Below are 16,946 nucleotides of genomic sequence, written 5' to 3' on the forward strand. Positions count from 1 at the left end.
GACCGATGGACCCGAACTTGATCGAACGACGCCAATTCAGCGGAGGCATGAAGGGGAAAAACCTCCGCTATCTGAATGAGCAAGGCGCGGATGACCCGCGCATGACCCGCACCGGTTTTCTGCTGCTTGAGCACTTTTCACTGCCAGCGTTTACGCAGTCACTGGATACGGTTGTCACCACTAATCTGCTGCGCCCGGGGCTGTTTTCGTCTCGCACGTTTGGCCTGGGCGACGGCGAAGTCATCAGTGATCTGGGGCTGGTTATTCGTCCTGATGCACGACTGGATCTGGCTGCGCTTCAGCAACTGGATCTGCTGGTGGTGTGTGGCGGGTATCGCACCGAATTGCGCGCGAGTGATGAATTTATCGGCTTGCTCAGATCAGCAGCGGAGCGCGGCATCTCGCTCGCCGGGTTATGGAATGGCTCGTGGTTTCTGGGCCGGGCCGGGCTGCTCGATGGCTACCGTTGCGCGATCCACCCGGAGCACCGCCCGGCGCTGACCGAAATCGCCAAGTCCACCCACGTCAGCAGTGAACCCTACGTCATTGATCGCGACCGGCTTACCGCATCGAGTCCGTCCGGTGCTTTCCATATGGCGCTGGACTGGATCAAGGGCTTGCACGGCAAAGCCTTGGTCGAGGGCATCGAAGATATTCTGGCGTTCGAGGAGTCGCGCTACCGGCGGATCAAACCGGATGAAAACCTCTGCGTCAGTGCGCCGCTGCGTGAAGTGGTGAAACTGATGGATGCCAATCTGGAGGAACCGCTGGAGCTGGAGCAACTGGCGGTATACGCCGGGCGATCCCGTCGCCAGTTGGAGCGCTTGTTCAAGGAACAATTGGGCACCACGCCGCAGCGCTATTACCTGGAACTGCGCATCACTGAAGCGCGACGGTTGTTGCAGCACACCGAACTGTCGCAGGTGGAAGTGCTAGTAGCGTGCGGCTTCGTCTCGCCGAGCCATTTCAGCAAATGCTACAGCTCATATTTCGGCTACAGACCTTCCAAAGAAAAACGGCTGGTCAAATAACCCAAGCCGTTACCCACCTGAATTCACCTCGGAATCCCACGTCGGCGCACCTCTCCCAAACACCCCGGTCGGTCCCCTCTACCTCTGGGAGAGGGCTAGGGTGAGGGAATTTGCAGGCGGCACCAACCGCTTCCTCACCAGAGTTCGACGCGATATTCCACGTCGGCGTACCTCTTCCAAACACCACGGTCGGTCCCCTCTACCTCTGGGAGAGGGTTAGGGTGAGGGGCTTTTAAACACCATCACCCACACACGTTTAACTTACACGCACTGTTACGCCATAGCGGCTACAACACCTTGCGCCGTTGCCTACGCGTACGCCAGAATCCGCCGGCTTACGCGCCTTGAGGCGGGCTGTATCGTTTCCCTGTCACTGCAAAACAGTGATCGGGTTTGGTAGCCCGTTTCTTGACAGCCCGTATTGCATCACCTTATTGCGGTCTCTTTTTCGGGACTCGGTTTTATATGGTGGTCATGCGTGGGGCCCTTTCGGGGGCGCCGGGGTTTACTCTGTCTTGACCGGTCTACCAACCCACGTGTGGCCGCCACCCTTCGTTTGGTAGCGAAAGTGACGGCTCTTCAATTCTTTCAAGACAAAGAGTCCTTCATGTTCAAAATTACGCCAAACCCGCCAGAAACCGATCCAATCCCCTACGACGCTGCGCTCGAACCTCAGAACATCAAAGAGGCCACCGACCGCGCGATCAACTTCTACCTCAATCCCTCGGCGCTGAAGACTTCAATCCCCACCCGCAAAACCGGCAAGATCTACCTCATCGATCCCACGGTTGATAACGAAACACTACTCGTCGAAGCCACTGAAACCTTGTCCTCAGCCAGTGACATGGCCCGAGATCTCGCCGATTCGATTGACCCTTCACAACGCAAAAAGATGCTGATCCTGCAACAGGTGATCATGCTCAGTGAACTGGTGGTAGGCCGAGTTCTGGATAACCAGCGCTTGCCGCACTAGTCGCGATGCAGATGGGTGAGGGGGCGTGCCCCCTCATTTGCACGGAAGCGTCCGCAATCGCGGCGCTTCACGCCTTCTATCAAAGAACCGCAAAACGGTTCTTGTCTGGAGTTTCAGCTGATGTCTCAGCCACCCGAACCACCGGTCACAGACCTGGTGTCCCCGTACGCATCGCCCAATTCAAGAAAGCTGCACGAAGCGGCAGAACGAGCGCTTGACCATTACCTGCTGCCTGCCGCGGTCATGGCCGAACCCTATACGCCCAACGCTCTGTTCATGGCCAACCCGCAAGCAGACACCGAGTCGTTACTCACCAACGCTTGCGGATCGTTGGCGTCCGCGTCGGTGATGCTCGGCAATTTTGCCGGGATGCTGGAGGGCGCAAACCGCCATACGCTGTTGGGCATTGCGCAAGTGGTCATGTTGGGGGAGTTGGCGGTGAACAAGGCGTTGGATCTGGTTGTGCCAACCGAGTAGTCGTTCACGGTACTGATCAAGCAGTCAGCCATTGCGGCTGACTGCTTGTTTGTTTCTACAGGTGGTCGGCGTCGATCACGGCTTTGGCAAACGCCTGCGGATCTTCCTGCGGCAGGTTGTGGCCAATCCCGCCGTTGATCAAACGGAACTGATACTTGCCGGTAAAGCGCTTGGCATAATCCTCCGGCGCCGGGTGTGGCGCACCGTTGGCATCGCCTTCAAGGGTAATGGTCGGCACGCTGATCGACGGCGCGGTGGCGAGTTTCTGCTCCAGCGCTGCGTACTTCGCTTCACCCTGCACCAGGCCCAGACGCCAGCGGTAGTTGAACACGGTGATATCGACGTGATCCGGGTTCTCCAAGGCCTTGGCGCTGCGGTCGAACGTGGCGTCATCAAACTTCCATTGCGGCGAAGCGGTTTGCCAGATCAGCTTGGCGAAATCATGAGTGTTCTTCTCGTAACCCGCGCGGCCACGGTCGGTGGCAAAGTAGAACTGATACCACCACTGCAATTCTGCCTTGGGCGGCAGCGGGTTCTGCCCGGCAGCCTGATTGCCAATCAGATAACCACTGACCGAAACCAAAGCCTTCACCCGTTCCGGCCACAGCGCCGAGACAATGTCCGCCGAACGCGCGCCCCAGTCATAACCGCCAAGTACCGCTTGCTTGATCTTAAGCGCATCCATGAAGTCGATGACGTCGCTGGCCAGCGCCGCCGGTTGGCCATTGCGCAGGGTGTCTTTGGAGAGGAACTGCGTATCGCCATAACCCCGCGCATACGGCATCAGCACCCGATAGCCCTTGGCTGCCAGCAAGGGCGCGACTTCGTCGTAGCTGTGAATGTCGTAGGGCCAGCCGTGCAGCAGAATCACCACCGGGCCATCGGCGGGACCGGTTTCGGCATAGGCGACGTCGAGCACGCCGGCCTTCACATGCTTGAGCGGGCCGAAAGGCGAGGGCGCGGAATAGCTGACGGCGGCCGGTTCTGCGGTTTGCGCCTGAGCGCTGCCAAAAGCGCCGAACAACGACAAAGCCAGAATCGACAAACCGAACGCGGTTTTGCGGGTGTGCAGTGCCATCTTCATGGTGACGTCTCCTTTGCGAGCCTTTGGCCAAGGGGTCTGAATGAACCCTTGAAACCTTGAGTGCATTTGAGCGTTGGGACGTATCTGGCCTGTGTCGAAGAACGGCGTTATCGAAAGTCGATGTGTCGCGATGGGGTTCGTACACAGTGTGATACACGGCGCCTGAACCGACTCACCTTGGACCTGATTCAGGCCAAAATAATAAGTGGCTGTTTTAAAACAAAAAATATTTCACTTCGCGCTTCCCAAAGCAAAAAAACCTTGGTAAATTGCGCCCCGTTCTCACAGCGAACCTAACGAAGTAGCTGGACAGAGCAGTAGGGGCGTCGCCAAGCGGTAAGGCAGCAGGTTTTGATCCTGCCATGCGTTGGTTCGAATCCAGCCGCCCCTGCCATATTCGAAAAAGCGCCAACTTCGCAAGAAGTTGGCGTTTTTTTATGCCTGCGATTTGGCCAGGCGGAGCGGGGCAGGCGTGCGCGGCGCCGAAGCACCGCGCACGCCGTCCACTCAGTGCGGTGCGCGCGGAATGGTTTTCATCAGGTCTTCGGGGCTGATGTGGCCGACCACGCTGCCCGGTTGCGGCAGGTTGAGGATATGGCCTTTCATCTTGCCGATGATGTGCATTTCGCACGGCTTGCAATCGAACTTCAGCGTCAGCACTTCATCGCCGTGGATCAACTGCATCGGCGCGACTTTGGTGCGCACGCCGGTCACGCCTTTGGCTTGTTTCGGGCACAGGTTGAAGGAGAAGCGCAGGCAGTGCTTGGTGATCATCACCGGCACTTCGCCCGGCTCTTCGTGTGCTTCGTACGCCGCGTCGATCAGCTTGACGCCGTGACGGTGGTAGAAGTCGCGCGCCTTCTGGTTGTAGACGTTGGCGAGGAAGGTCAGGTGCGAATCCGGATACACCGGCGGCGGGCTGGTTTCGGCTTTACGGCCGCCACGCGGATGCGCAGCGACACGGGCGGCGGTCAGGTTCTCGATCACTTCACGGCGCAGGGATTTGAGCTGCGAGTTCGGAATGAAGAACGCCTGTGGCGCATCCAGTTTGATGTCGGTGGCGTGGTACTGCGTGGTACCAAGCTGGCCGAGCAGATCGCGCAGCTGTTCCAGTGCTTGCTCCGGCTTGTTGGCCACGCCGAACGGACCGGCGAGGGTGACGCTGGCGCTGATGCCTTCTTCACTGGTGGCGGTCACTTCCAGCTGTTCTTCACGCAGGCGCGCGACCCAGCTCAGGGCCACGCGACGCTCCGAAGAGGTCTTCTGCAGCGCCTGTTGCCAGTTGTGATCAAGGTTGCGATTCAACGGGTGGTTCGGGCGCAGCTTGAACAGGCCTTCCGGCATTTCGTTCGGCTCGACGCGATAGCGGTAGCGCTTCTCGCCGTCTTCTTCGAACTCGCCTTTGGCTTCAGCGATGTTGGCGCGGAAACCGACCACTTCGCGCTTCACCAGTACGTTCAGGCCATCGCCGTTGGATAGCGGCTCGTGCGTGACGACTTGCATGTCACGCTTGGCGACTTTCTCGACGATGCCCACCGGCAGACCGGTGAAGGTCGGCGAGTCGAAAGCGCCGATGTCGATCTTGCGATCGGTGACGAAGTAGTCGGTGCTGCCGCGGTGGAAAGTCTTTTCCGGGTCGGGCAGGAAGAAGTGCGCGGTGCGGCCGCTGGAGGCGCGGGCCAGGTCCGGACGGTCTTCGAGCACGTCGTCGAGGCGCTGGCGGTAATAGGCGGTGATGTTCTTCACATAGCCCATGTCCTTGTAGCGACCTTCGATCTTGAACGAACGCACACCGGCTTCAACCAGGGCGCGGATGTTGGCGCTCTGGTTGTTGTCTTTCATCGACAGCAGGTGTTTTTCGTAGGCGATCACGCCACCCTTTTCATCTTTAAGGGTGTACGGCAAGCGGCAGGCCTGCGAGCAATCGCCACGGTTGGCGCTCCGCCCGGTCTGTGCGTGGGAAATGTTGCACTGGCCGGAGAAGGCCACGCACAACGCACCATGGATGAAGAACTCGATGGCGGCGTCGGTTTCGTCGGCGATCGCACGGATTTCTTGCAGGTTCAGCTCACGGGCCAATACCAGTTGCGAGAAGCCGGCCTGATCGAGGAACTTCGCCCGCTCCAGCGTCCGAATGTCGGTTTGCGTCGAGGCGTGCAGCTCGATCGGCGGAATGTCCAGCTCCATCACGCCCAGATCCTGAACGATCAGCGCGTCGACCCCGGCGTCGTACAACTGATGGATCAGCTTGCGCGCCGGCTCCAGTTCGTTGTCGTGCAGGATGGTGTTGATGGTGGTGAAGATGCGCGCGTGATACTTGCGGGCGAACTCCACCAGCTCGGCGATTTCGCCGACTTCGTTGCAGGCGTTGTGGCGCGCGCCGAAGCTCGGGCCGCCGATGTACACGGCGTCGGCGCCGTGCAGGATCGCCTCGCGGGCGATGGCGACATCGCGGGCAGGGCTGAGCAATTCCAGATGATGCTTGGGCAAGGACATAGTTTTTTTAGTCAGGCTGTCACGGTTAGGCGCGCATTCTACCCGTGAAACGCGCGCCCGGCACGTCTGCGCTGCCCGATGGTGAACTTCCACTCCGGACCTGTAGGAGCTGCGGCACGCTGCGATCTTTTGATCTTGAAGCTCAGATCAAAAGATCGCAGCCTCGTTTCACTCGACAGCTCCTACAGGGGCTGGGGTGGTGTGTCAGGCCTTGGCCGCCATCGCGGTGACTTCCACGCGCATGCCCTCAACCGCCAGCGAGGCGACGCCGACTGCGGCACGCACCGGCCAAGGCTTGGCGAAGTAGCGCTTGTACACCTCGTTGAACGCCGCGCGATCAGCCATGTCGGTCAGGTAAATGGTCAAGTGCATCACCCGATCCATCGAGCTGCCGGCACGTTCCAGCGCAACCTTCAGTGCTTGCAGGGTGCATTCGCTTTGCAGGGTGATATCGCCCAGTTCCAGGCTGCCGTCGGCGCGGGTCGGGATCTGCGTGGAGACCATGATGCCGTTGAACGTGGTGACGTCCGATGAAATCGAATCGGCGTCCGGATCCGGAGTGAAAATGATGTCTTGGTTGGCCATGCTGATCCCTTGTTTGAGCGAGTAAAGATCGCAGCAGTTTACAGATTCAGGGCCGCCATGGCCCGCAACACAGCGCGAAGGGTTGTCAGACCGGTAGCGTCGCCGCTTCAGCGGCTAGGGCCGCAAGGACACTGGGGCGGGCGGCGATGCGTCGACTATAGGCGGCAAGGGCCGGCCAGTCGGCGATGTCGATGTGGAAGACCGGCAGCCACGTCAGCACCGTAAACAGATAGGCATCGGCGATGCCGAATGTGCCCGTCAGGTAGTCCTGAGCCGACAATTGCTGATTCAGGTAGTCAAGACGCTTGAACAGCTTGTGCCTGAAGATCGTTTTGACCGAGTCCGGAATCTCGGCATTGAACAGCGGTGCGCTGGCCCCATGAATTTCCGAACTAATGAAATTCAAATGTTCCTGCAGGCGCGCGCGCTCCCAGGTGCCATAGGCTGGCGCCAGCGCATTGCCAGGCACCTGATCGACCAGAAATTGCAGAATCGCCGGGCCTTCTGTCAGCACTTCGCCGTTATCCAGTAACAGCGCGGCGACATAGCCCTTCGGGTTGATCTCTCGAAAGTCACGTCCGTCGGCGGTGCGTTTGCTGTGGTTGTTGACGCGAACCAGTTCGAAAGGCAAACCCAGCTCCCGCAGCACAATATGCGGGGAAAGCGAGCAGGTCATCGGTGCGAAATACAGTTTCATGGCACTTCCTGGCAATTTGAGAGACGCCACAATCCTTTACCCGCGCAGCTTTCGCAAAGGTCATTTACGGTGCTAGCGTATGACAAAATCTCATGAGTACCATCAACTCCATGACTGTCTCACTGCCTTCACTCAACGGATTGCGAGCCTTTGAAGCCGCTGCCCGGCACATGAGCTTTACCAAGGCTGCTGAAGAACTCAACGTCACGCAAACGGCAGTCAGCCACCAGATTCGCCGACTCGAAGCGGAGCTGGGGGCGCATCTGTTTCTGCGGCTCGCCGAAGGGTTGGCGCTCAGCGAAGAAGGGCAGGCCTATCTGCCGGGTATTCGTGCGGCGTTTCAGGAGCTGCGCTATTCGACTGAACAGTTACTCGAAGGTCGGCACAAAAGCGTACTGACTGTCAGCACCCTGGTGTCCGTGGCATCGAAGTGGCTGTTGCCGCGCCTGCCATCATTTCAACAGGCATTTCCCGCCATCGATGTGCGCATCAGTGCGTCCACCGAACTGGTCGACTTTCGCAAGGGCGCTATCGATGTGGCGATCCGTTACGGGCGTGGTGACTGGAAGGGCTTGCGGGCCGATTTTTTGATGTCGGATGAAATCTTTCCGGTGTGCAGCCCCGCACTGGCGAAGACATTGAGCACGCCTGCAGATCTGGCCAGGCACACAATGCTGCAGGTCAGCGGTGTGACGGCCAATGACTGGAGCACCTGGCTAAGCGCTGCGGGCCAACCGCTGCAGTTGGCCGAGGGACCACGGTTGACCTTCGATCTGGCGATGATGGCGGTGCAGGCGGCGGTTGACGGGCAAGGCGTATGCATTGGCCGTTCGACCTATGTCGAAGACGATCTGCGGGCCGGGCGTCTGGTCGTACCCTTCGATCTGCGCTTGAAAGATCAATTGGGTTTTTATCTGGTGACGCCCCGTGAAACGGCACAGGCGAAGAAAATCGTCGCCTTCAGGGCATGGCTGTTGGCGCAACCGCTAGCCAGAGAGACCTTTGTATAAGCGTGTATCAAGCTGCTGCGCAGACACACGTGAACAATAAACTCAGGATCTACGACACATCCCCCGTACATGTGCCGCTCACAGTAGAGGCCACCACACCACTACGTTCGAGAGGGCAACACCATGCATCGTCCATTGTTACTGGCCAGCGCCGCGCTACTCGCTTCAATGATCGGCATCACCCACGCGGCTGAGGCGCCGGCCAAGAGCTGGCAACAAGGCTTGAGCCGCACCGATCTGGTTCGCCAGGATCTCGGGGCCGCCGAGCGCGAAGTGATTCAGGCACGCGTCGATTTCGAACCGGGCGTGACCTCGCCAAGGCACGCGCATCCCGGTGTTGAAGTCGCGTATGTGATCAGCGGCACGTTCGAGTATCAACTGGAGGGCAGGGCGCCGGTGACGCTGAAAGCGGGGGATTCGTTGTTCATTCCGGAGGGTGTGGCGCATGTTGCCAAGAATGTGGGTGCGGACAAGGGCTCCGAGTTGGCGACTTACATCGTCAAGAAGGGGGAGCCGTTGCTGATCCTCAAGCCTTAGGCCCTTGGCTCAATGGAGAGTCGCCGCTCGGCGACTTTCTCCAATCCTGATTCGATCGAGCGCCCGGTTCAACGCATCGAGGGCATCGAGAAGAGCTTTGGCCTCGGCCTCTCGACCTTCGCCCCAGAGGCGCTCGGCCATTTTGTTTAAAGCCTGGATCGAGCGCTCGATGTCGGCGGCGGTAGCTTTGTTTTCAGGGGCCGGTGGATTCTTCGGCATTCAGGGTTCCTCTGCTGACGGCAAACCACCATACCGCTACGGCACCCAGCAGCATAGTCAGCACGGCCAGAATCAGGATCACTCCTTGTGTGCCTGCGCTTGAGGCCAACAAAGCCACCAGCAAACCGGCCAAGGGTTGCGACAGGTTGTTGAGCAAGGTAATCACGCCCACGGTCTTGCCGAAATCCTTGGCCGGAATCACCCGTTGACGGATGGTGCGCATATAGATGTTGAACATCTTGTCGAAGCCCACGATCAGCAGGAACCCCAGCACATAGCCCGCCATATTCGGACTCAATGCACTGGCCAGGGCACCTGCGGCAATCATTGAATAAGCGAGCCCGCCGAGTATCCGTTGCGGCAGTTCAACCCGTGCGAGGAAGAACAGAATGATGATGGTGGTCACCGCGCCCGCTGCCTGTAGCCCGGCATAGGCATCCTTGCCGGCACTGAACTCGCCGACCACCATCGCTGCCGAAGTAGCGAGAGTGACGCCGACGATCAGGTTGACCCCAACCGCCAGCAGGATGATTTTCTTCAGTTCCGCCAGCTCGCGGATGTGACCAAAAGCGATACGCAGCGGTTGCAGCCAGATGTCCTGATGCTGCTCGAACACTTCCAGCGTGATGCGGCTGAGGCGTTGCCAGACCAGCATGCTCAGGTCCGCCAACAGGAACAGACCGGCAACCCACAGCACCACCCAGTGCCAGGCCCAGACTTCCAGCAGTAACGCTGCCACCAGCGGTCCAAGCACCAGTCCGGTCTGATCGGCGATCTGCGAATAGGACAAGGTTTTGGTGTAGCTGTAGTGCTGGAAGATATGCGGCATCAGCACCTCTCGGGCCATGATGCCCTGGGTGGTCAGCACGCCACACAGCGCTGACAGCACGACGACCCAGGCGATACCGCCGAAGAGGGCAAACATTGCCACCGCGATCAGGCAGAGCAATGCCCGATAAACCTGGCTGATGTGCAGAATCCTGATGGGCGAAAACTTGTCGCACAGAGCTCCGCATAGCGGAAACGCGAGAAACCGCGGCAGCGATTCGACGAAAAACGCCAAACCCGCCCAAGACGCACTGTTGGTGGTCTGGAACACCACCAACGGCACGATGAACAATAGAATCTGATCCGCCAGTCGCGAGAGGAACAGCGAGGTGAAAAATGCCAGGTAATCCTTGCGCAAAGTGAACTCCTTGTTATTGACGGTCAGGCCGCGCGGCCTGAGTGACGGCAATTTTAACGAGCTGTTTGCCGTCAGCTGGCCGATATTTGCAATCTCGACGATATAATCGGATCTTTTTTCTTGAAGTGAAAACAGGGCAGATATGGAGCAGGACAGCCGCATTCTGAGCGCTCTCAAACGTTTTCGTTATTTGATCCTGGCTGTCATGGTGATCGCGTCCCTGGTAAACGCGTTCGCGCGCTTTACAGGCGGGTGGAGTCAGTTTTGGACATGCGTAGGGGCGCAAGCGTGGTTTACCCAAGCCGTGTTTGCTTACCTTCGCGGGGGCTGGGTAGCAATCGGTCCCGGTGGACTGTCGAGGGATGCCAACCCGATCGGCAGGGCACTATTGGCTGCAGTGGCGCTGGGGCTGTACTTATTGATGTTCAGCTACGAAGAGCAGAAACCCCATTCTATTTATGAAAGGCGCGCCTCGGATTGGACCATGCCTACACGGGAGGAGATGCGGCGTTCGGCGGAGTGACAGGACACTTTCAAGAATTACACCAAGGAAGAACAGAATGCTCAAAGCAATAACGGTCTGTTCTGCTGTGTTTTTTTCTTCGTCTCAGGCGGGAAAAGCCCAGACGCATCCGGGCCCTTAATGGAAGAATTCAGCGCGAGTTCATGTCTTCTGCGATCTTGACGGTCGATCTTTCCCTGCGCCTCCGAAGCCAGCTAAAGAGCGCATGCACCGGGTGCAAAAAGGCCGTAAGCACGCCTATGAGCATGATGACAAAGATGATGATGAGCGGGACGCTTTCGTGCGAGAACATGGTGGGTTACTCCTGTAGTCACTATGTCGGAACCCGCAGCCTAGACGCATCGAGCCATGTTTTCGATGAACGTATGTTCATTCTCTGGCTCTTTAATTGTGATACGGCGCCGCAGAGAAGATTTTCAAAGCGTACGAGTTCGCAGCGCAAAGCCAGTGAGCTGTTTTTGTACCTACAGGGGCACAGCGTCTCCACAGGAATTGAGGGCTGATGGGCCGTTGCACACCTTCACCTCATCACTTTCGAAGTTGAAGATTGACCGGCTGATAGTGCCCAGCAGATTCCCGTTGTCGATCTGAACGACGTTATAGGTCGAGGCGCCGCGGTAGGTATCCCTGAACTGGAACTGTCGGATGCTTGAAGCGAGTTGCGCATCTTCGTCCTCTAGAGCTTTCGCGATAGCAACATTGCGTGCATCGTCGAACCGTAGGCGAAGCATTGGCGCGGTCACGCGGCGACCATCCTCCGTAATGATCAAGTACGGGTTTCGCACTGCGCGCGCCTTACGCTGTGCGAGCAGCTTTTCTATCAGCTCACCCAAACCGTTAATGATCTCGCCGGCATCGAGCCGGATGCGGAGCTTTTTCGAGGTCTTGCTCTGGGCAACCTGCAGAAAGCTGTCGGTGACATCCGTAGCGCGCATGGATAGGACATCAGCAGGGCGTTGGCCCGTAAGATAGGCCAGGTCCATGGCGTCTTTGAGTTCTGGCACGGCAACACCGTAGACGGCATTCCAGATCGTGGCATCAGCGTAAAAGTCACGTGGCGTCTCTTTGTTCTTGCGCACACCGGAGGCTGGGTTTTCCTTGTCAGTGATACCCCATTCCCTGGCAATGTTATAGATGTGCGAGAGCAGTGAGATCTCGCGATTTGCCCGAACCTTCCCGGTCCGTTTGTCGCGGTACTGGGCTATCACCTGTGGTGTCACCGCATTGATCGGCGCTTCACTGAATGCTTTCCTGAGTTGTGTCAGTGAAAGCAAGTTGTCCTTTTGGGTTCTAGGCTTTTTCGCCGGAATGATCTCGGCTTCGTATCGGTCGAAAACTTTTCCCAGAAGGGTGTTCTTTTGCGGAATTGGCTTGCAATCGAGTTTCGCCCATTCCGCCTTGGCGACATCCAAGTCGCCACCCAACGGAATTTCCTTCCTCTTCCCCTGATCATCTCTCCCATCGTAGTAGTACCCGACCCACTCTGAGCCGTTTTTCATTGACCTAACCCGCCTGATCATTCGAGGTGGCAGATCCCGATTTGCAGCCTTTCTTGGTCGCATTTTCACCCCACGCGTGAAAGATCTAGCGACCAGGCTTCAGCCGCAATATTGTCAGATGAAGGCTTCACACCGGACAGTTTCATTCGGGCGTACACGCGACCAACAACGGGTCGTCTTGCACCTGTAAGTACGTATTTCCAATGACGAACGAGCAACAGGCACTGGCAGAGATGCCGATCTGGATGGTGATTGCCCTGTCATTGGTTGGCGGTGTATCCGGCGAGATGTGGCGCGCTGACAAGGATGGGGCAAGAGGCTGGACGTTACTGCGGCGTCTCGCACTTCGGTCCGGTGCCTGCATCGTCTGCGGCGTGTCGGCGATGATGTTGCTGTTCGGCGCAGGCCTGTCGATCTGGACAGCGGGCGCCCTGGGTTGCCTGACCGCGATGGCCGGAGCGGACGTCGCCATCGGCTTGTACGAACGCTGGGTCGCCAAGCGGCTGGACCTGAGCGAGGCCGAGCCGAAGGCATGAGCCGGGCAGGCCGGGTAGGGCGCCGATTTTTACGGGTCCTCCCCGAGGGCCGCCCCCTACACGGGTTATCGAACTCGCGGATTCTCTCTAGCTGAAGCCTTTGCAGGAATGTCCGTCTTTCCAAAGGGATGGGGGCAGGGCATGGCACTCGGATGCCGAGTCGATTGACCGGACCGGGCAGAAAACCGCCGGGGACCCTGGGGACTTCCAAAGGACACGGGGTCGGAAACCCGCGGGATCTTGTTAGTGGGAGGCCCACCAGCTTACTGAAATTTCAATCCACTGAAATCTTGAAAAGATTCATTGAAAAGCAGCTGAAAAGGAGGGCTTATGAGCACAGCTACATACCTGTCAAAGAGCGCCTTCGCTGCGCACATCGGCCGATCACCGAGCTACATCACCTGGCTCAAGGAAAACGGCCGACTGGTCCTGTCTCCAAATGGCAAGCAGGTCGACGTTCTGGCCACCGAAGCATTGATCCGCGATACCGCTGATCCGAGCAAGGCTGCCGTCGCAGCTCGCCACCAACAGGAGCGGCTTCAGCGTGATGTGTACAGCCACGTCGCTGCACAATCCGAACCGACTAACATGGCTGCGCCGCCGCCCGCTGATCCTGCGCAAGGGCAGACCCCAGACTTTCAGAAAGCACGAGCGCATCGCGAGCATTACCTGGCGCGGATGGCGGAGATGGAGTTTCGCAAGGCGCAGGGGGAACTGGTGGAAATGAGCTTTGTGCAGAAAGCCGCTTTTGAAACGGCGCGTTCGCTCAATCATTCGTTGATGAGCCTGTCGCCCCAATTGGCACCGCTGTTAGCTGCCCTATCTGATCCATGGGAAGTAGAGCGGCAGCTAACCGCCGCGCTGCGCCAGCGGCTCAACGAGGCGGCTCAGGTGTCCAGCGACGACTTTGGATTAGCATTGGACGATTGCTGATGATGTGCCGATCTTATTCGTCCGGAATGATCGTTTAGCACCGCTCGCTTTCGGCAAGAAGTGGACGTTCTGGCGTCTCATTCTTCATCGAGACTTATTCACTTTTCGAAAGCTGTATTAAGATCGGCAGTTGGATCTGAAATCCGATGGCGCGGGAATCGCGTCATGCAACAAAATGACTTCGGCTCGCAGAATGCAGTTGAATCGCACTGCCCGATGGTTGGCCAGCTCAACGAAAATCGCATTCGCTGAGCGGGCACCCGTCTCTAGCAAATCTCAAGTGGTAGCGAATTCAGACACAGGTTTCTTCTGTCTAATGGTCATGATGATAGCTGCAGCAAACAAGCACAGTACACCTGCCGTGAAAAACGCTGGCAGGTAGCTAAGCAGATTTACTCGGGACCACCCAGCTCCGTAAGCGGCTACCGCAGCACCAATCTGATGGCCGGCGAATACCCATCCGAACACCAAGCCAGCACGCTCTGGCCCGAACTTGTTGACGGCGAGGCGAACTGTGGGTGGCACGGTGGCAATCCAGTCGAGTCCGTAGAATATTGCGAAGACCGACAAACCGAAGATCGTAAAGTCTGAATACGGTAGCGCGATCAGCGATAGGCCGCGCAATCCATAGTACCAAAACAGCAGGTGCCGGCTGTCGTAACGGTCTGAAAGCCAGCCTGAGAGAACAGTGCCAATCAGATCAAAAACACCCATGGCTGCTAGCAGCCCCGAAGCTTGGATCTGGTTAATACCGAAGTCACCGCACAGCGGAATCAGGTGCACTTGGACCAAGCCAGCGGTACTCGCGCCACAGATAAAAAAGGTGGCGAATAGAACCCAGAAGACACGTGTTCTGGATGCATCACGCAGTGTATGCAAAGTCGCCATAAACACTGACTCGCCACTTGCGACGGGCTCGACGATTGGACCTGTGTTCGTGTTGCCGTATGGTCGCAGTCCTAGATCGCTCGGACGGTCGCGCATGAACATGAGCACTGCGAACGCCGCCAGCGCAAGCAGCGTAGAGAGCAAAACGAGCGCCCAACGCCAGCCATAATGTTCGGTAACGCTTGCGAGCAGCGGCATGAATACAAGTTGACCTGTGGCGTTACTCGCGGTCAACACACCGATCACAAGACCTCGGCGCTGGTCGAACCAACGCGATGACACGACAGCCCCTAGTACCAAGGCGGTCATGCCTGCGCCTACACCAACACCCACTCCCCATAATGCAATTAACTGCCAGACCTGCGTCATATTGAGCGACACAAGAAGGCAGGTCATTATCAAGGTGATAGCTACAACCGTGACATTGCGCGGCCCATATTTGCTCATTAATGCAGCAGCGAACGGAGCCGTCAGTCCAAACAAGACAAATCGAATCGAAAGTGCTGATGAGATGTCCGTAGTGTTCCAGCCAAATTCCATCTGCATGGGTACGATGAAAATGCCGGGCGCACCTACCGCTGCTGCACTTACCAGGGCAGCCATAAATGTTACGGCGATCATGGCCCAGGCATAGTGGGAACCTCGTCGCGCGAGGAGGTTGGAGAGCCATTCTGAAAGCATAGGTACCCCTTAAATTTTCACTTGGAGATTAGAAAAAGAACTGCCAGGTGGCTTGGTTTGATTGAAAGCAATCCCGTTAATGGCCCGAGCGGGACTTTATTGCCGAAATTCTTTCTTATAAGGGCGAGCGATCCGTCCCTGATACTCCAGTAACTAGTGCGAGAGGTGGGACAGAATCTGAAAGGTCGCTGAAAACCTAGGAGCCTGAAGGCAACTTGGTGGAAGCAGCCGCTGTTGAAACGGCGCTTCCAAGCCTTCTACTGTTCTAAATTAGGTATTTGCCAAGCGTATAACGGGGATTGGCCGATAGCACTCTAGATCTGGGTGAAGCCGCCATCCACGAACATTTCCGAGCCTGTAGTGGTCTAATGAAACCGGACACCCATTTAGGCGAGAATGCTCGCCAGATCGAGGTGTCAGATGACTAAACAACGCCGCTCCTTTACTCCTGAATTCAAGCGCGAGGCTGCCGACCTTGTGCTCAAACAAAACTACAGCTACATCGAAGCCAGCCGTTCACTCGGCATTGGTGAATCGGCATTGCGCCGCTGGGTTGACCAGATTCAGAAAGAACATAAAGGCGTCACCCCGCAGAGCAAGGCACTGACTCCGGAACAGCAAAAAATTCAGGAGCTGGAAGCCCGGATTGCTCGGCTTGAGCGAGAGAAATCAATACTAAAAAAGGCTACCGCGCTCTTGATGTCGGAAGATCACGAGCGTTCGCGCTGATTGACCAGTTGAGGGCACATGAGCCGGTTGATTGGCTGTGCAAGGTGTTTGACGTCACTCGCTCGTGTTACTACGCCCAGCGCCTGCGGCGCCGCACGCCCGATGTTGAACGGCTTCGATTGCGTAGTCGCGTCAGTGAGCTGTTCTCGCAAAGTCGCAGCTCTGCGGGCAGTCGCAGCATCCTGTCGCTGATGCGTGAAGACGGTGAGCAACTCGGTCGATTCAAAGTGCGTAGCTTGATGCGCGAGCTTGATTTAGTCAGCAAACAACCCGGCTCCCATGCCTACAAACGAGCAACAGTAGAAAGACTGGATATCCCGAACACATTGAACCGCGAGTTCGACGTGCCAGCGCCCAATCAAGTCTGGTGCGGCGATATCACCTACATTTGGGCGCAAGGAAAGTGGCATTACCTGGCTGTCGTCCTGGATCTTTGTACGCGTCGGATCGTGGGCTGGGCGCTGTCGGAAAAGCCAGACGCTGAGCTGGTGATCAAAGCGCTGGATATGGCTTACGAGCAGCGTGGCAGGCCTTCGGATCTGCTATTCCACTCGGACCAGGGATCGCAATATGCAAGCCGACTCTTTCGCCAGCGGTTGTGGCGATACCGCATGCGCCAGAGCATGAGTCGACGAGGAAACTGCTGGGATAACGCACCGATGGAGCGCGTATTTCGCAGCTTGAAAACAGAATGGATACCGACCGTGGGCTATCGAACTGCGCAGGAAGCACAGCGCGATATCAGCCATTTTTTGATGCATCGCTACAACTGGATTCGGCCTCACCAATTCAACGATGGGTTGGCGCCAGCGCGGGCCGAGGAAAAACTTAACGTCGTGTCCGGGATTAGTTGACCACCACA

18 protein-coding genes and 1 tRNA gene are annotated in these 16,946 nt (G+C 57.5%); 10 read left to right on the forward strand and 9 right to left on the reverse strand.

From position 1 onward, the window contains the following. The first annotated feature begins 5 nt into the window (after nt 1–5). From F8N44_RS29930 to F8N44_RS29940, 3 genes are all read left to right on the forward strand, one after another. A complete protein-coding gene (locus tag F8N44_RS29930; protein ID WP_150652887.1) occupies nt 6–1,031 on the forward strand; it encodes a GlxA family transcriptional regulator in 1,026 nt (341 codons plus the stop codon). A gap of 607 nt (nt 1,032–1,638) precedes the next feature. After that, on the forward strand, nt 1,639–2,004 hold the full coding sequence (locus tag F8N44_RS29935; protein ID WP_150652901.1) for a DUF6124 family protein: 366 nt from the start codon (nt 1,639–1,641) through the stop codon (nt 2,002–2,004). A gap of 120 nt (nt 2,005–2,124) precedes the next feature. After that, nucleotides 2,125–2,481, forward strand: coding sequence for a DUF6124 family protein (locus tag F8N44_RS29940; protein ID WP_150652888.1), 357 nt, complete (start codon nt 2,125–2,127; stop codon nt 2,479–2,481). A 55-nt stretch (nt 2,482–2,536) separates the two neighbouring features. Here F8N44_RS29940 and F8N44_RS29945 read toward each other — a convergent pair whose 3' ends face one another. Then, complete coding sequence (locus F8N44_RS29945; protein WP_150652889.1) at nt 2,537–3,565, reverse strand: alpha/beta fold hydrolase; 1,029 nt, start codon at nt 3,563–3,565, stop codon at nt 2,537–2,539. A gap of 319 nt (nt 3,566–3,884) precedes the next feature. Between F8N44_RS29945 and F8N44_RS29950 the strand changes: the two genes are divergently transcribed. After that, nucleotides 3,885–3,959, forward strand: a tRNA-Gln gene (locus tag F8N44_RS29950). A gap of 113 nt (nt 3,960–4,072) precedes the next feature. On the opposite strand, the gene F8N44_RS29955 is transcribed toward F8N44_RS29950, so the two are convergent. The 3 genes from F8N44_RS29955 to gstA all read right to left on the reverse strand — a co-directional run bounded on the left by F8N44_RS29955 (nt 4,073) and on the right by gstA (nt 7,343). Then, on the reverse strand, nt 4,073–6,061 hold the full coding sequence (locus F8N44_RS29955) for a peptidase U32 family protein (protein ID WP_150652890.1): 1,989 nt from the start codon (nt 6,059–6,061) through the stop codon (nt 4,073–4,075). A gap of 204 nt (nt 6,062–6,265) precedes the next feature. Beyond that, nucleotides 6,266–6,646 carry a RidA family protein gene (locus F8N44_RS29960; protein ID WP_150652891.1) on the reverse strand — a complete coding sequence of 127 codons (381 nt, stop codon included), beginning with the start codon at nt 6,644–6,646 and terminating at the stop codon, nt 6,266–6,268. 85 nt (nt 6,647–6,731) lie between these two features. Further along, entirely contained in the window at nt 6,732–7,343 is a 612-nt protein-coding gene (gstA, locus tag F8N44_RS29965; protein ID WP_150652892.1) for a glutathione transferase GstA, read from the reverse strand. Between the two features lie 110 nt (nt 7,344–7,453). On the opposite strand from gstA, the gene F8N44_RS29970 reads away from it, so the two are divergent. Next, nucleotides 7,454–8,353, forward strand: coding sequence for a transcriptional regulator GcvA (locus F8N44_RS29970; protein WP_191630982.1), 900 nt, complete (start codon nt 7,454–7,456; stop codon nt 8,351–8,353). Nucleotides 8,354–8,476: 123 nt separating this feature from the next. Further along, nucleotides 8,477–8,890 (forward strand): cupin domain-containing protein, encoded by a 414-nt coding sequence (locus F8N44_RS29975; protein WP_150652894.1) that lies wholly within the window; start codon nt 8,477–8,479, stop codon nt 8,888–8,890. A 9-nt stretch (nt 8,891–8,899) separates the two neighbouring features. Here the strand turns inward: F8N44_RS29975 and F8N44_RS29980 are convergent, their stop codons facing one another. Next, on the reverse strand, nt 8,900–9,109 hold the full coding sequence (locus F8N44_RS29980) for a hypothetical protein (protein WP_150652895.1): 210 nt from the start codon (nt 9,107–9,109) through the stop codon (nt 8,900–8,902). After that, nucleotides 9,084–10,295, reverse strand: coding sequence for an MFS transporter (locus F8N44_RS29985; protein ID WP_150652896.1), 1,212 nt, complete (start codon nt 10,293–10,295; stop codon nt 9,084–9,086). The genes F8N44_RS29980 and F8N44_RS29985 overlap by 26 nt, the downstream gene beginning before the upstream one ends. A gap of 142 nt (nt 10,296–10,437) precedes the next feature. Between F8N44_RS29985 and F8N44_RS29990 the strand changes: the two genes are divergently transcribed. After that, nucleotides 10,438–10,818 (forward strand): hypothetical protein, encoded by a 381-nt coding sequence (locus tag F8N44_RS29990; protein ID WP_150652897.1) that lies wholly within the window; start codon nt 10,438–10,440, stop codon nt 10,816–10,818. A gap of 130 nt (nt 10,819–10,948) precedes the next feature. Here F8N44_RS29990 and F8N44_RS31500 read toward each other — a convergent pair whose 3' ends face one another. After that, entirely contained in the window at nt 10,949–11,110 is a 162-nt protein-coding gene (locus F8N44_RS31500; RefSeq protein ID WP_191630981.1) for a hypothetical protein, read from the reverse strand. 172 nt (nt 11,111–11,282) lie between these two features. After that, nucleotides 11,283–12,380 carry a tyrosine-type recombinase/integrase gene (locus F8N44_RS29995; RefSeq protein ID WP_224794835.1) on the reverse strand — a complete coding sequence of 366 codons (1,098 nt, stop codon included), beginning with the start codon at nt 12,378–12,380 and terminating at the stop codon, nt 11,283–11,285. Nucleotides 12,381–12,520: 140 nt separating this feature from the next. On the opposite strand from F8N44_RS29995, the gene F8N44_RS30000 reads away from it, so the two are divergent. Both F8N44_RS30000 and F8N44_RS30005 read left to right on the forward strand, forming a co-directional pair. Further along, nucleotides 12,521–12,853 carry a phage holin family protein gene (locus F8N44_RS30000; RefSeq protein ID WP_150652898.1) on the forward strand — a complete coding sequence of 111 codons (333 nt, stop codon included), beginning with the start codon at nt 12,521–12,523 and terminating at the stop codon, nt 12,851–12,853. Between the two features lie 330 nt (nt 12,854–13,183). Then, nucleotides 13,184–13,786 (forward strand): terminase small subunit, encoded by a 603-nt coding sequence (locus F8N44_RS30005; RefSeq protein ID WP_150652899.1) that lies wholly within the window; start codon nt 13,184–13,186, stop codon nt 13,784–13,786. A gap of 276 nt (nt 13,787–14,062) precedes the next feature. On the opposite strand, the gene F8N44_RS30010 is transcribed toward F8N44_RS30005, so the two are convergent. Continuing rightward, complete coding sequence (locus F8N44_RS30010; RefSeq protein WP_150652900.1) at nt 14,063–15,355, reverse strand: MFS transporter; 1,293 nt, start codon at nt 15,353–15,355, stop codon at nt 14,063–14,065. 420 nt (nt 15,356–15,775) lie between these two features. Between F8N44_RS30010 and F8N44_RS30015 the strand changes: the two genes are divergently transcribed. Then, a protein-coding gene (locus F8N44_RS30015; RefSeq protein ID WP_109627876.1) for an IS3 family transposase occupies nt 15,776–16,938 on the forward strand; the annotation gives its coding sequence in 2 pieces (ribosomal slippage) (nt 15,776–16,031 and nt 16,031–16,938; 1,164 coding nt in all). Nucleotides 16,939–16,946 lie beyond the last annotated feature (8 nt).

The sequence above is a fragment of the Pseudomonas fluorescens genome, assembly GCF_902497745.1.
GTDB classification, from domain to species: domain Bacteria; phylum Pseudomonadota; class Gammaproteobacteria; order Pseudomonadales; family Pseudomonadaceae; genus Aquipseudomonas; species Aquipseudomonas fluorescens_BM.

What these genes read in the sequence shown, in the direction of transcription:
- gstA (WP_150652892.1), bottom strand. Translation starts at nt 7,343, where the DNA reads ATGAAACTGTATTTCGCACCGATGACCTGCTCGCTTTCCCCGCATATT.
- F8N44_RS29995 (WP_224794835.1), bottom strand. Translation starts at nt 12,380, where the DNA reads ATGCGACCAAGAAAGGCTGCAAATCGGGATCTGCCACCTCGAATGATC.
- F8N44_RS29940 (WP_150652888.1), top strand. Translation starts at nt 2,125, where the DNA reads ATGTCTCAGCCACCCGAACCACCGGTCACAGACCTGGTGTCCCCGTAC.
- F8N44_RS31500 (WP_191630981.1), bottom strand. Translation starts at nt 11,110, where the DNA reads ATGTTCTCGCACGAAAGCGTCCCGCTCATCATCATCTTTGTCATCATG.
- F8N44_RS29945 (WP_150652889.1), bottom strand. Translation starts at nt 3,565, where the DNA reads ATGAAGATGGCACTGCACACCCGCAAAACCGCGTTCGGTTTGTCGATT.
- F8N44_RS30000 (WP_150652898.1), top strand. Translation starts at nt 12,521, where the DNA reads ATGACGAACGAGCAACAGGCACTGGCAGAGATGCCGATCTGGATGGTG.
- F8N44_RS29970 (WP_191630982.1), top strand. Translation starts at nt 7,454, where the DNA reads ATGACTGTCTCACTGCCTTCACTCAACGGATTGCGAGCCTTTGAAGCC.
- F8N44_RS29960 (WP_150652891.1), bottom strand. Translation starts at nt 6,646, where the DNA reads ATGGCCAACCAAGACATCATTTTCACTCCGGATCCGGACGCCGATTCG.
- F8N44_RS30005 (WP_150652899.1), top strand. Translation starts at nt 13,184, where the DNA reads ATGAGCACAGCTACATACCTGTCAAAGAGCGCCTTCGCTGCGCACATC.
- F8N44_RS29930 (WP_150652887.1), top strand. Translation starts at nt 6, where the DNA reads ATGGACCCGAACTTGATCGAACGACGCCAATTCAGCGGAGGCATGAAG.
- F8N44_RS29980 (WP_150652895.1), bottom strand. Translation starts at nt 9,109, where the DNA reads ATGCCGAAGAATCCACCGGCCCCTGAAAACAAAGCTACCGCCGCCGAC.
- F8N44_RS29975 (WP_150652894.1), top strand. Translation starts at nt 8,477, where the DNA reads ATGCATCGTCCATTGTTACTGGCCAGCGCCGCGCTACTCGCTTCAATG.
- F8N44_RS29935 (WP_150652901.1), top strand. Translation starts at nt 1,639, where the DNA reads ATGTTCAAAATTACGCCAAACCCGCCAGAAACCGATCCAATCCCCTAC.
- F8N44_RS29955 (WP_150652890.1), bottom strand. Translation starts at nt 6,061, where the DNA reads ATGTCCTTGCCCAAGCATCATCTGGAATTGCTCAGCCCTGCCCGCGAT.
- F8N44_RS29990 (WP_150652897.1), top strand. Translation starts at nt 10,438, where the DNA reads ATGGAGCAGGACAGCCGCATTCTGAGCGCTCTCAAACGTTTTCGTTAT.
- F8N44_RS30010 (WP_150652900.1), bottom strand. Translation starts at nt 15,355, where the DNA reads ATGCTTTCAGAATGGCTCTCCAACCTCCTCGCGCGACGAGGTTCCCAC.